This is a genomic window from Rhodanobacter sp. MP7CTX1, from assembly GCF_014205795.1.
Lineage (GTDB): Bacteria > Pseudomonadota > Gammaproteobacteria > Xanthomonadales > Rhodanobacteraceae > Rhodanobacter.
In genome coordinates, this window is record NZ_JACHCN010000014.1 from 92,920 (window position 1) to 106,568 (window position 13,649).

Annotated in this window: 9 protein-coding genes; 7 read left to right on the forward strand and 2 right to left on the reverse strand. The window is 63.9% G+C overall.

The annotated features are described in order from the left end of the window. Nucleotides 1-54: 54 nt before the first annotated feature. From ftsE to rpoH, 5 genes are all read left to right on the forward strand, one after another. On the forward strand, nt 55-753 hold the full coding sequence (gene ftsE / locus HDE77_RS15980; RefSeq protein ID WP_184418910.1) for a cell division ATP-binding protein FtsE: 699 nt from the start codon (nt 55-57) through the stop codon (nt 751-753). Beyond that, nucleotides 750-1,745 (forward strand): permease-like cell division protein FtsX, encoded by a 996-nt coding sequence (gene ftsX / locus HDE77_RS15985; protein WP_184418911.1) that lies wholly within the window; start codon nt 750-752, stop codon nt 1,743-1,745. Before ftsE ends, ftsX begins: the two co-directional genes overlap by 4 nt. Nucleotides 1,746-1,891: 146 nt before the next feature. Beyond that, on the forward strand, nt 1,892-2,734 hold the full coding sequence (locus HDE77_RS15990) for a response regulator (protein WP_184418912.1): 843 nt from the start codon (nt 1,892-1,894) through the stop codon (nt 2,732-2,734). Continuing rightward, the gene (gene ung / locus HDE77_RS15995) at nt 2,731-3,450 is read left to right on the forward strand and encodes a uracil-DNA glycosylase (RefSeq protein ID WP_184418913.1); all 720 of its coding nucleotides are present in this window, start codon (nt 2,731-2,733) and stop codon (nt 3,448-3,450) included. Before HDE77_RS15990 ends, ung begins: the two co-directional genes overlap by 4 nt. A gap of 160 nt (nt 3,451-3,610) precedes the next feature. Continuing rightward, nucleotides 3,611-4,471 (forward strand): RNA polymerase sigma factor RpoH, encoded by an 861-nt coding sequence (gene rpoH / locus HDE77_RS16000; RefSeq protein ID WP_184418914.1) that lies wholly within the window; start codon nt 3,611-3,613, stop codon nt 4,469-4,471. A 167-nt stretch (nt 4,472-4,638) separates the two neighbouring features. Here the strand turns inward: rpoH and HDE77_RS16005 are convergent, their stop codons facing one another. Together HDE77_RS16005 and HDE77_RS16010 are read right to left on the reverse strand one after the other, a co-directional pair. After that, nucleotides 4,639-6,030 (reverse strand): S41 family peptidase, encoded by a 1,392-nt coding sequence (locus HDE77_RS16005; RefSeq protein ID WP_184418915.1) that lies wholly within the window; start codon nt 6,028-6,030, stop codon nt 4,639-4,641. A 147-nt stretch (nt 6,031-6,177) separates the two neighbouring features. Then, nucleotides 6,178-7,416, reverse strand: coding sequence for a peptidoglycan DD-metalloendopeptidase family protein (locus HDE77_RS16010; RefSeq protein WP_184418916.1), 1,239 nt, complete (start codon nt 7,414-7,416; stop codon nt 6,178-6,180). Nucleotides 7,417-7,689: 273 nt separating this feature from the next. Here HDE77_RS16010 and gltB point away from each other — a divergent pair, with 273 nt between their 5' ends. After that, complete coding sequence (gene gltB, locus HDE77_RS16015; RefSeq protein ID WP_184418917.1) at nt 7,690-12,132, forward strand: glutamate synthase large subunit; 4,443 nt, start codon at nt 7,690-7,692, stop codon at nt 12,130-12,132. Beyond that, nucleotides 12,129-13,601 (forward strand): FAD-dependent oxidoreductase, encoded by a 1,473-nt coding sequence (locus HDE77_RS16020; RefSeq protein WP_184418918.1) that lies wholly within the window; start codon nt 12,129-12,131, stop codon nt 13,599-13,601. The genes gltB and HDE77_RS16020 overlap by 4 nt, the downstream gene beginning before the upstream one ends. Nucleotides 13,602-13,649 lie beyond the last annotated feature (48 nt).

A 13,649-nucleotide genomic window follows, 5' to 3' on the forward strand; every position in this document is an offset into this window, starting at 1 on the left:
GCCGAAAGTTCTCAACTCGATGCCGGCTTCCCTTATCCTTGCCGCTGGAGCGGCATGCAGGTGTGGGGAGACGCGGTGATCCTTTTTGATCAAGTCAGCAAACGCTACGAAGGTGGCCACGAGGCGCTGTCGCAGCTTTCGTTCGAGGTGCCGACCGGCGAGATGGCGTTTGTCACCGGCCATTCCGGCGCGGGCAAAAGCACGCTGCTCAAGTTGCTGGGGCTGATCGAACGGCCTTCGCATGGCCTGATCAAGCTGGACGGCAAGAACCTCGCGAAAATCCGTCGCGGCGGCATTCCCAAATATCGCCGGCATATCGGCATGGTGTTCCAGGATCACCGCCTGCTGATGGAGCGCACGGTATTCGCGAACGTCGAGCTGCCATTGACGATCGCCGGCATCGCCCGAGCCGAGCGCGCGCGGCGGGTGAGGGCGGCGCTGGAGAAGGTCGGCCTGCTTGCCTATGAGCGCCAGCTGCCGGCCACCTTGTCGACCGGCGAGCAGCAGCGGGTCGGCATCGCACGGGCCATCGTGGCGCGACCGAGCCTGCTGATTGCCGACGAACCGACCGGCAACCTCGATCCGCAACTGGCGCTGGAGATCATGGGCCTGTTCGGTGAATTTCAGCAGGTCGGCACCACGGTGTTGATCGCCAGCCACGACCTGCCGTTGATCAAGCGCATGAAGAAACGCGTGATCGTGCTCGACCACGGTCGGCTGGTGGCCGACCTGGCTGCGCAGGAGGTGCTGTGAATACGCCACCCGAAGATCTCAACGCGACGCTCAACGCGCCGCCCCCCGAAGCCTTGCCGCGCAACGAGCACAGCCGCGGTCGCCGCGTCGCCAGCTGGCAGGAACATCATGGCTGGAGTGCCGCGGCCAGCCTGCGTCGCCTCGCCTCGCGCCCGCTGGGTAGCCTGCTGACGATTACCGTGATGGGGCTGGCGCTGGCCTTGCCTCTGGCATTCTATCTATTGCTGGGCAATGTGCAGAAGCTCGGCGAGGCGCTGGGGCAAAGCCAGGCGATCAGCGTATTCATGCAGCCCGGCCAGGGTGCGCAGCAGGCGCAGTTGCTGGCCCAGCAGCTCGCCGATCGGCCACAGGTGGCCTCGGTCATCGTGAAAACTCCGCAACAAGGCATGGATGAACTGGCGAAAATGCAAGGATTCTCCGGTGCCCTGCAGACGCTGGACAGCAACCCGCTGCCGTATGTTTTGCAGCTGCAGCCGCGCGAGGGCCTGAGTGCCACTGAAGTTGAGCAGCTGGCGGCCGACGTGCGCACGATGCACAGCGTCGATCTGGTGCAGGACAGCGGTAGCTGGCGGCAGCGTCTTGATGCCTTGCTCGGTGTTGGCAATCGGGCAGTGCTGGTGCTGGCCTCATTGCTGGCGTTGGCGGCACTGCTGGTGGTCGGCAATACGGTGCGTGTGGATATCGCCAGCCGCAGCGAGGAAATCGGTGTGCTGCTGCTGGTCGGTGCCAGCAGTGCCTTCGTGCGTCGACCGTATCTCTATGCCGGCATCTGGTATGGCCTGTTTAGCGGCATTCTGGCGGCTTTGTTGGCAGTACTGATCGAATTCGCGCTGGCCGACCCGGTCGCGCAATTGAGCCGCGCCTATGATGGCAAGTTGCAGGTTGGTGGCTTGCCACTGTGGTTGCTGCTCGCCGTTCCGGTGGCGGCTGCCGCACTGGGTTGGCTGGGCGCGCGGCTGGTCAGTGCTTGGCAGTTGCGCAAGGCTGCGTGAGTCGAGTGGCCTTCTTACAGAGTGATCCGTATCGCAAGCGTTGATGCCGCGGTCAGTGCACTATCTGTTGTATTGAAGCGGACGCAGGGGGTGTGGCCGCGGGTTCATCGGCGAGGATCGCTACAGGCCATGTGGGTGAGTTGGGAATGAGTACAAATATCAGCAGACGTCTGCTCACCGAGGCACCGCGCGTGCTGGTGGTCGACGGCTCGCGTGTGGTGCGACAGTTGATCACCCGCGTGCTGCAGGCCGAGCTGCCCGGCGTGGAGGTGGTGGGTTGCGGCAGCGGCACCGAGGCCACGCAGGTGCTCGGCGAAGGCGTGTTCGACTTCATCACCATTTCCCTTCGGCTACCCGACATGGACGGGCTGGAGCTGGCGCGTTTCGTGCGCGAGTCGGCGCCGCAGGCCTATGTACCGATCGTGGTGGTGTCCGGCGACGTCGATGGTCGCCTGCACAGCCGCACGCTGGGTGAGCATGTCACCGATTATTTCGACAAGGCGCTGGGTTTCCAGGCGCTGGCCGAGTTCATCCGCGGCTACGTAAGCCCGCAGTCCGTCGCGGAAGGTACTGTGCTGTACGTCGAGGACAGTCGCGTGGTGGCCCTGGCGACCCGGCGCATGCTGGAGAAAATCGGCCTCAGTGTGCGCCACGTGGTCAGCGTTGAGGACGCGCTGGCCATGCTCGAGACCGATCGCGTGCAGGGCAACGTCGGCGCCGACGTGGTGCTTACCGACGTCAGCCTGAAAGGCGAGCTGACCGGTGGCGACCTGCTCAAACGGATTCGTGGCGAGTTCGGATACGGCAAAGGCAAATTGCCGGTGCTAGTGATGACCGGCGATGAGAATCCGGCCAATCAGGCCGCCCTGATCAAGGCCGGTGCCAACGATCTGGTCGAGAAGCCGGTCGAGGAAGCCCTGCTGATCACCAAACTGCTGTTCCAGTTGCGCGTGGCGCGGCATCTGCGCACCCACACGGGCGACGCATGAGCGACGAGCGGGTCAAGCTGGAGCCGTCGTGGAAGCTGCGGCTGGGTGATTATCTGCAGCGTCCGGAGATGCAGGCGCTGGCGGCTTTCCTGCGCGAGGAGAAGCACGCTGGCAAGCAGATATATCCGCCCGGTCCGGAGATCTTCGCCGCGTTCGAGCACACTCCGTTCGACGCCGTTCGGGTGGTGATCCTGGGCCAGGATCCGTACCACGGCCCTGGTCAGGCGCATGGCCTGTGCTTTTCAGTACGCCCAGGCGTGCGCGTGCCACCGTCGCTGGAAAACATCTTCAAGGAGATCCAGCGCGACCTGGGCATCCCGCGGCCTGACCATGGCTGCCTCACGCCTTGGGCTGATCGGGGCGTTCTGTTGCTCAATAGCGTGCTGACCGTCGAGGACGGACGCGCTGGCTCGCACCAGGGCAAAGGGTGGGAAGGCTTCACCGATGCGGCGATCGACGCACTCAACCGGGAGCGCGAGGGTCTGGTGTTTCTGCTGTGGGGTGCCTACGCGCAGCGCAAGGGGCGGCTGATCGACAGCAACCGGCATTGCGTGCTCAGCGCGGTACACCCATCGCCGCTGTCGGCCCACCGCGGGTTCATCGGCTGCGGCCATTTTTCCGCCGCGAACGACTTCCTGAAGGCCCAGGGGCAGCGGCCGGTCGACTGGTCATTGCCATCGCGTTCCGCATTGCAGGGCGGTTTCACGCCGGCTTGAACGCCGCTTTGGGACCCTTATGTGGATACCGGGAACGGGACTGGACGTCGGTCACAAATATCTGTACGATGCAGTTCATTAAGTGCCGGAACTAAGCCGGCATTTAGCACTCGAAGTACCCGAGTGCTAATCTTGTAAATCGATTCCGGAGGTTTCATCCATGTCTCAAGCCTTGGTGACCGCCAATCTGCCGCTACCCAGTGTGGTTGGCAGTCTGGATGCCTATATTTCTGCGGTTCACCGCATTCCCGTCCTCAGCCAGGACGAGGAGCAGTCGCTGTCGCGTGATTATCTCGAAGACGCGAACCTGGCTTCGGCCAAAAAGCTGGTGATGTCGCATCTGCGTTTCGTGGTGCATGTGGCTCGTGGTTACAGTGGTTACGGCCTGCAGTTGGCCGACCTGATCCAGGAAGGCAATATCGGCCTGATGAAGGCGGTCAAGCGCTTCGACCCGGATCAGGGCGTGCGCCTGGTCAGCTTTGCGGTGCACTGGATTCGCGCCGAGATGCACGAGTTCATCCTCAAGAACTGGCGCATCGTGAAGGTCGCCACCACCAAGGCGCAGCGCAAGCTGTTCTTCAACCTGCGCAAGAACAAGAAGCGCCTGGGCTGGATGAACGCCGAAGAAGTACGCACCGTGGCGAAGGATCTGGGCGTGCCGGAAGCGACCGTGCGCGAGATGGAGTCACGTCTGTCCGGTCGCGATATCGGTTTCGAAGCACCGGCTGATGCCGACGACGATGCCAAGCCGGCGCCCGCGGCGTTCCTGATCGACGACGGTGCTGATCCGTACGAGAACGTGTCCGATGCCGACTATGCCGACAATCAGATGGATACCTTGTCGGACGCGTTGAGCCATCTGGATAAACGCTCGCGCGACATCATCCAGCGCCGCTGGCTCGATGACAACAACAAGGCCACCTTGCAGGATCTGGCCGACGAATACGGCGTCTCTGCCGAGCGTATCCGCCAGGTCGAGGCGAATGCGATGAAGAAAATGCGCGGGCTGTTTGCCGCCTGAGCGACGACTGATCGTCTGCGATAAGCAACGGCCCCGCGAGGGGCCGTTTGCGTTGGTGAGGGCTTTGCGTAGGTTGGGGTGAGCGAAGCGAAGCCCAACGTCTCCGCGGGGGGCTTGAGGTACCGTTGGGCTTCGCTTTAGCTCACCCCAACCTACATGGGCTGTCGTCAGCGGTGGACGGTGGCGGTGTGCCCGAGCGCCATTCCCTTGAGCACGTTCAACGCCTGCGACAGTTCGTAGTCGCTGGTGGCCAGCTTGGCGTCGGCGGCGCTGCCGTCGTCGTTGATGTTGGTGTCAGCCTTGGCGTTCTCGTTGGCCAGATGGTTCGGCAGATCGGCTTCGGAGCTGATCAGGATCGGCGCACTGTCAGCCTTGTTCACGGTCAGGTCGGCCAGCGCGATATCGGGCTTGATGCCTTCGGCCTGGATCGATGTACCGTTAGGTGTGTAGTAGCGCGCGGTGGTGATTTTCACGGCGTGGTCGGCGTCCAGCGGCAGCACGGTCTGTACCACGCCCTTGCCGAAGGTACGCTGGCCCATGATCAGCGCACGATGGTTGTCCTTGAGCGCACCGGCGACAATCTCGGCGGCCGAGGCCGTGCCGTTGTTGGTCAGCAACACGATCGGAGCACCATTGAGCTGGTCGCCGTGATGTGCGCTGAAGCTCATGTTCGCGTCCTGCAGTCGGCCGCGGGTGGTGACGATGATGCCGGAGTCGAGGAAATTGTCGCTCACTCCCACGGCCGCCGTGAGCAGGCCGCCGGGGTTGTTGCGCAGATCCAGCACGGCACCTTTTTGCGGGCCGTTCTTCTTGATCAGGTCACCGAGCTTTTTATCCAGGTCATTGGCAGTGTCGTCCTGGAACTGACTGATCCGTACGTAGGCGTAGCCCGGTTGCAGCTCACGCACCTTGACGCTGCTGACGGCGATGTTTTCGCGCACCATGTGCAGGTCGATCAGCTTGTCGGTGTTCGCGTGAACGATGGTCAGGGTGATCTTGCTGCCCGGCTTGCCGCGCAGCTGGTCGAACATGCTGTCGACGTTCTGCGGGTCGATCACGGTGCCGTTGATCTTGACGATGCTGTCGCCTGCCTTGATCCCGGCACGCGCCGCCGGGGTGTCGTCGATCGGCGAGATGATGCGCAGGCCGCCATCCTCCTGCAGCACCTCGATGCCGAGGCCGCTGTACTGGCCGGTGGTGTCTTCGTTGAGCTGGGTCAGGCCCTCACGGTCCAGGTACTCGCTGTGCGGATCGAGTCCGCTGAGCATGCCGGTGATCGCCGCCTTCATCAGGGTCTTGTTGTCGACCTTTTCCACATAGGCCTGGCGCACCACCTCATAGACCCGGCTGAAATTGCGGATGTCATCCAGGTCGACCTGATCATTGCTGGAACTGGCGCGGGCTGGCGCGCTGGTGCTTATGGCTGCAGGCAGATCGACTGGCGGAGCGGCCACGCTGGAGGCCGCGGCAGGCGTCGTTTGCGCATGCATGAGCGGCGCTGAAAGGAGAAGCGGGACAGCCAGCAGCAGGGTGATCTGGCTACGAGAGGAGAGACGCATGCTGGGACTCCATGCAAAAAACAAGTGTCGCGCCGGAACGCAACTGAAATATATGGTTGTGACAACCGAACGCGGGCGCAATTCCTGCGAAGTACGCACTGATTCGGCCAGAGTACGCTCCTAGCCTGCGATTCGCTGTCAAAGGCGTCAACGGCGCTGACTTAACCAGCTGCGTGGATCGACCGGTTGGCTGTCTTTGCGTAGTTCGAAATAAACCCCCGTGTTGATGCCGGTGGGCGGGCTGGCGGTGCCGATCGCCTCGCCGACCTCGACCTGATCGCCGACGCCATGCAGCAGGGTCTCGTTGTTGCCGTACATGCTCATCCAGCCGTTGCCGTGGTTGACGATCAGCAACATGCCGTAGCCGCGCAGGAAACCGGCGTAGATCACCCGGCCGCGTGCCACCGCGTGAATCTCGCTGCCGCCGTTCGCCTTGATCAGCACACCGTTGCCGTAGCTGTTGACCACCCCGCTGGCGGGCCAGGGCAGGTTGCCGCGGATATCGGCAGTGGCGCTGCCGACGGGAATGGGCGGCGGCGGCACGTTATGGCCGGGATGTGCCTTCCGTGCAGCCTCGCGTGCAGCGGCATCGCGGGCTGCCGCTTCGCGCGCAGCCTCTTCGATCGCCTTCTGCAACTTGTCGACCAGCTGGTTGAGCGATTGTGCGTTCTGCTTCAGCGCGGCCAGTCGCTGCGCCTGGTCTTTGTATTGCGCATCGGTGTCTGCCGCCAGCTTCTGCTGCGCTGCGCGCTGCGCGGTCAGCGTCTGCGCCTGCTGCTCGCGTTGCAGCTTGGTGGCCTGCAACGCCTGTTGTTGATGGGTGATCGTGTTCTCCAGGTCCTGCAGTTTGACCAGATCCGCCATCAGCTGCTGCACGCGCTGCACGCGGTCCTGCTGGAAATACTTCGAATACACCAGCGCACGGGAGATGCGTGCCACGTCTTCATCACCCAGCAGCAGGCGAAGGTCCGAGCCCTGGTCAAGCGCGTAGGTGGCTCGCAGCAGGTCGGCGATCGCTGCGTGCTGGCTGTCCAGCTTCTGCTGCAAATCAGCGCGTTGCTGCTGCAACTGGTCAAGGTCGTGCTGCTTGGCGGTTAGATCGGTGTCGGTCTGGTGCACCGCCCGCGCTGCACTGGCCAGCGCATCGGCTTGCTGCGCCAGCTGGGCGTTGACGCTGTCGCGGCGCGCCGCTGTATCGGCTTGCTCCTTCGCCAGCGCCGCCATCTTGCTGCGGACATCGGCGAGCTTCTGCTCGGCCGCGGCCTGTTCGGTATGGCTCTTGCTGTCCTGCTGGGCGGTCGCTGGGGTGGCGAAGGCGCCAGTCAGCAATGCACCGGCGATCAGGCCGGAAAGAAGAGAGCGCGGGAACTGGTTGGGCTTGGGCATGCGGCCGATTATCCCTGAGCTTTGCGGCCGCGGCGAGACGGCAGAAATGGCGTCGTGTCGCCCTGTTCGCCCACGCCGGTTACGCCGGTTTGTCAGCGCGCGCTGTTACGCCGCCAGGACCGATTTTCATTTGGACGCCTAAATGGCTTTGACGCGGCGCACAAAATGTGCGTAAAGTCGGGTCGCAAGCCTTCCACAAGCTGCTCGCCGTCCTTGTTGCGGCAGGTCGTTTGCGCCTCAGCGAATCGTTAGCCAGTGAAGAGGGTTTCGGTCATGCAAGTTGCGCCGCGTCTGTACGACGCCAGTTTTGAACACGACAGCTGCGGCTTTGGCCTGGTGGCGCAGATCGATGGCCGCGCCAGTGCATGGGTGGTCGATACCGCGTTCTCCGCGCTGGCAAAACTCTCACATCGCGGCGCGGTGAATGCCGATGGCATCAGTGGCGATGGTTGTGGTGTGTTGCTGCATCGGCCGCACGACTGGCTGCGCGCGCTGGCGGCGGATTCAGGTATCGCGCTTGCCGAACGCTTTGCGGCGGGCGTGGTGTTTCTTGATCCGGCTGGTGGCGAGAAGGCGGCCCAAGTATTGGAGCGCCACCTCACCGAAGAAGGCGTGCATGTTGCCGGCTGGCGCGATGTGGCGGTTAACGCCGAGGCCTGCGGCCCGCTTGCCGCCGCCGCACAACCGCGCGTGCGCCAGATTTTCGTGGATGCCGGCGCTGCCATGGACGATGAGGTCTTCGAACTGGCGTTGTTCCGTGCGCGTCGTCGTGCCGAGACCGCGCTGACCGACGATCCGCAGTTCTACGTGGTGACCCTGTCTGCTGCGGTGATCGGCTACAAGGCGATGGCCGCACCGGGTCGGCTGCGCGAGGTGTTCGCGGATCTCAGTCACCCGGCACTGGCCGCCGATGCCGTGGTGTTCCATCAGCGTTTCTCCACCAACACCACGCCGCAGTGGCGGTTGGCGCAGCCGTTTCGCCTGCTTGCGCACAATGGCGAGATCAACACGATCCGCGCGAACCGGCGCTGGATGCAGGCGCGCGAGTCGATCATGCGTTCGCCGCGGGTGGATCTTTCAGATATCGGCCCGCTGGTGCGCCAGCAGGGTTCCGACTCGGAGAGCCTGGACAACGCTTTGGAGATCTTGCTGGCCGGCGGGCTCGACCTGCTCGCTGCGATGCGTGTGCTGGTGCCGCCGGCGTTCGCTGCGCGCGAGAATATCGACGAGGATCTCGCTGCGTTCTACGAATACTATGCGCTGCACAGCGAGCCATGGGACGGTCCAGCCGGGCTGGTGATGTGCGACGGTCGCTATGCCGCCTGCACGCTGGATCGCAACGGCCTGCGGCCCGCGCGCTGGGCATTGTCAGACGACAACCATCTGATCGTGGCGTCCGAAGCCGGTCTGTGGGACGTGCCGTCTGCCCGCGTGATCGCGAAGGGTCGCCTGGCGCCGGGCGAAATGATCGCGGTGGATTTCACCCAGCATCGTCTGCTGCGCGATGCCGACATCGACGAGATCAACCGCACTCGCGCACCGTATCGTGACTGGCTGCGTGCCGGTGTGAGCTATCTGGAATCGGATCTGATCGACCCCACGCTGGCGGCTGAGCCATTGCCCGCCGACGAGCTGCACTGCTATCAGAAGCTGTACGGCCTGTCGCGCGAGGAACGCGAGACGGTGCTCAAGGTGATCGCCGAACTCGAAGCCGAAGCAACCGGCTCGATGGGCGACGACACCCCGGTCGCGGCGATGTCGCGGCAGGTGCGGCCGCTGTTCGATCGTTTCCGCCAGGGTTTCGCGCAGGTCACCAATCCGCCGATCGATCCATTGCGCGAGAAGCTGGTGATGTCGCTGGTGACGCAGATCGGACCGGAAGGCAACGTGTTCGAGCTGAAGGCGGAGAACGCGAAGCAGGTGCTGATCAACTCGCCCATCCTGTCGCAGCGAAAGCTGCGGCAGCTGCTGGCGCTGCCGCAGTTCGTCGGCACACCGCGCTTCGATTTGATGTATTCACCCAGTGAGCAAAATCTGGAATCGGCGCTGCGCGCGCTCTGTGAACAAGTGGCGCAGGCCGTGCGCCGTGGTTGCGCGCTGGTCTTCCTCAGCGACCGCTACCCGCAGCGCGAGCAGTTGCCGATCCATGCATTGCTCGCCACCGGCGCGGTGCACGCGCATCTGATCGACCGGGGTCTGCGTTGCCAGTGCAACATCATCGTGGAGACCGCCACGCCGCGAGATCCGCATCAGTTTGCCTGCTTCGTTGGGTTCGGTGCCACCGCGATCTATCCATGGCTGGCCTATCAGAGCCTGTTCGAACTGGGTCGCGAGGGCCACATCGACGGCGACCGCGTGGAAATCGGTCGCAGCTATCGGCGTGGTATCCGCAAGGGGTTGTTGAAGATCCTGTCCAAGATGGGCATCTCCACCATCGCAGGCTATCGCGGCGCGCAACTGTTCGAGATCGTCGGGCTGGCACCGGAAGTGGTGAGCATGTGTTTTCCAAGCACGCCATCGCGCATCGGTGGTGCCGGCTTTGCAGAACTCGAGCATGAGCAACGCCTGCTCGCGGCCGAAGCGTGGAACCAGGCGCTGCCACTGCGTGCTGGCGGTCTGTACAAGTTTGTCTACGGCGGCGAGTACCACATGTACAACCCGGACGTGATTGCGACACTGCAGCTCGCGGTGCGCACCGGCAATCCGGCTGACTATCGCGTGTATGCCGACCATGTCGATCATCGGCCACCGTCTGCGCTGCGCGATCTGCTGGGACTGAAGCCTGCCTCGGCGCCGATTGCGCTGGAGGAGGTCGAACCGATCGAGGCGATCCTCAAGCGCTTCGATTCGGCGGGCATGTCGCTCGGCGCGTTGTCGCCTGAAGCTCACGAAGCGCTCGCAATCGGTATGAACCGGCTGGGTGGTCGCAGCAATTCCGGTGAGGGCGGCGAAGACCCGGCGCGCTACGGCACCGAGAAGATGTCGAAGATAAAGCAGGTCGCGTCGGGCCGTTTCGGCGTCACGCCGGCGTATCTGGTCAACGCCGAGGTATTGCAGATCAAGATCGCACAGGGCGCCAAGCCCGGCGAGGGAGGGCAGCTGCCGGGCCACAAGGTCGACGCCACCATCGCACGATTGCGTTATGCCAAGCCGGGCATCGGTCTGATTTCGCCGCCGCCGCATCACGACATTTATTCGATCGAGGATCTGGCCCAGCTGATTCACGATCTGAAGGAAGTGAACCCGAGCGCGCTGATCTCGGTGAAGCTGGTTTCGCATGCCGGCGTTGGCACCGTCGCCGCCGGTGTGGTGAAGGCTGGCGCGGATCTCATCACGGTGAGCGGTCACGACGGCGGCACCGGTGCCAGTCCGCTTACGTCGATCAAGTACGCCGGCACGCCCTGGGAACTGGGCGTGGCCGAGACGCAGCAGACGCTGCGCCGCAACGACCTGCGCGGTCGCGTGCGGCTGCAGACCGACGGCGGTCTGAAGACTGGCCTGGATGTGATCAAGGCCGCACTGCTCGGTGCCGAGAGCTTCGGTTTCGGCACTGGCCCGATGGTTGCGCTGGGCTGCAAATATCTGCGCATCTGCCATCTCAACAACTGCGCCACCGGCGTGGCGACCCAGCATCCGGTGCTACGCAAGGAACACTTCATCGGACTGCCGGAAATGGTGATGAACTATTTCCGCTTCGTCGCCGAGGACGTGCGTGCACACCTGGCGCAACTGGGTGTGCGCAGCCTTGGCGAAATCGTCGGTCGCACTGAACTGCTGGAGCAGACCGCAGGCACTACGCCGGTGCAGCACAAGCTCGATCTCTCGCCACTGATCGACGGCACGGGCCTGAGCGCCAGCAGCGATTTCGCCTGCACGCTGGCGCGCAATCCGGTACGTGACGATGCCGCGCTCGCTTCGCGCATCGCCGTGGACACGGCGCCGCTGGTGGAGCTGGGCGAGAGTGGTCATTTCAACTATGCGATCGCCAACACCGATCGCGCGATCGGTGCGCGGCTGTCCGGTGCCATTGCACGTCGGCACGGCGACCACGGCATGGACGAGCACCCGATCTGCCTCAAGTTGGAAGGCGCAGCGGGGCAGAGTCTCGGCGCATGGAACGCCGGTGGCCTGCACATCGACCTTACCGGCGAAGCGAACGACGGTGTCGGCAAGGGCATGGCCGGCGGCCGCATCGTGGTGCGCCCGCCGCTGGATGCGCCATACGCCAGCCAGGATGCTGCGATCGTCGGCAACACCTGTCTGTACGGTGCCACCGGTGGTGAGCTGTTCGCGGCGGGTCGCGCGGGTGAGCGATTCGCGGTGCGCAACTCCGGCGCGATGGCGGTGGTCGAAGGTGCGGGTGATCACTGCTGCGAGTACATGACGGGCGGCGTGGTCGCCGTGCTCGGCAAGGTCGGTCTCAACTTCGGTGCGGGCATGACCGGTGGCTTCGCCTACGTGCTGGACCTCGAGCGCGATTTCGTCGACTGCTACAACCACGAGCTCGTCGACATCCTGCGTATCTCGCCCGAAGGCATGGAGAACTACATGCAGCACTTGCGCAGGCTGGTCACGCGCCACGCGGAGCTGACCGGCAGCGCCTGGGGTCGGCAGATACTGAACGATTTCCGCGGCCTGCAATACAAGTTCTGGCTGGTGAAGCCGAAGGCGGCGAGCCTCGCTGCGCTGGCCGAAGAGCTGAGGGTGGCCGCATGAACGACAAATTGTTCCAGTTTCTCAACGAGCCGCGACAGCCGCCGCGCACGGTGCCGGTCGCGATCCGTGTGCTTGGCTACGGCGAGATCGGTGGCGATTTCAATACGGCTAGCGTGTCGACACAGGCGGAGCGCTGCATCGATTGTGGCAATCCGTACTGCGAACACGTCTGCCCGGTGCACAACTACATTCCGAACTGGCTGAAGCTGGTGCAGCAGGGTCGCATCATGGAAGCGGCCACGCTGATGCACGAAACCAATCCGTTGCCGGAGATCTGTGGCAGGGTATGTCCGCAGGATCGCCTGTGCGAAGGTGCCTGCACGCTCGAGCAGACCGAGTTTGGCGCGGTGACGATCGGCAGCGTGGAACGCTGGGTAACCGACGAGGCGTTGCGTCAGGGATGGCGACCGGATCTGTCGGCGGTGCGTGAGACCGGCAAGCGCGTGGCGATTGTCGGTGCGGGCCCGGCGGGGCTGGCCTGTGCGGATCGTCTGCGCCGTGTCGGCATTGCCGCCGATGTCTACGACGGCCAGCACGAGATCGGAGGCCTTCTCACGTTCGGCATTCCGCCATTCAAGCTGGACAAGGCGGTGGTGCGCACGCGCCGCGAAGTGCTGGAAGGGATGGGCGTGCGCTTCCTGCTCGGACGCGAGGTCGGCCGCGATGTGGAGTTCGGTCAGTTGGTGGACGACTACGACGCGGTGTTCGTCGGCACCGGCGCCTATACCTATGTGGACGGCCAATTGCCCGGACGCGAGCTGCGCGGTGTACATGACGCGTTGCCCTTCCTGATCGCCAATACAGAGCGGCTGTTGCGCGATGAGCCACCGGCGCACGCGTTCGATCTGAAGGGGAAAAACGTGATCGTGCTGGGCGGTGGCGATACCGGCATGGACTGCAACCGCACGGCGATCCGCCTTGGCGCAGCCTCGGTGACTTGCGTCTATCGCCGCGACGAGGCCAGCATGCCGGGTTCCGCGCGCGAGGTGAGTTACAGCCGCGAGGAAGGAGTGGAATTCCTGTTCCATCGCCAGCCGCTGGAGATTCTCGGCAACGAACACGGTGGTGTGCGTTCGGTACGCGTGATCGAGACTGCCCTGGTCGATGGAGGCGATGGTCGGCCGCGTCCACGCAACGTGGCTGGCACCGAGTGCGAGATCGAGGCGGACGTGGTGATCCAGTCGTTTGGTTTCCTGCCCAGTCCGCCGGACTGGCTGACCACGCATGGCGTGAAGCTGGCGCCTTCAGGCCGTGTCATTACCGGCGCCGATGGTGCGTTGCCGCTGCAGACCAGCCATCCACGTATCTTTGCCGGTGGCGATAACGTGCGCGGAGCCGATCTGGTGGTGCGCGCAGTGTATGACGGGCGCGAGGCCGCCGGTTCGATCGCACAGTTGTTGAGCTGCCCATCTGAAGTCACGGCCCGTGACGTCGAGCAGCATCCGTGGGCAGCGGTTGCAGCGTTGTGATGTAACGGCTTAAGGTGCGGGAGCAACAAAGAACGGCGCGCCGATGAT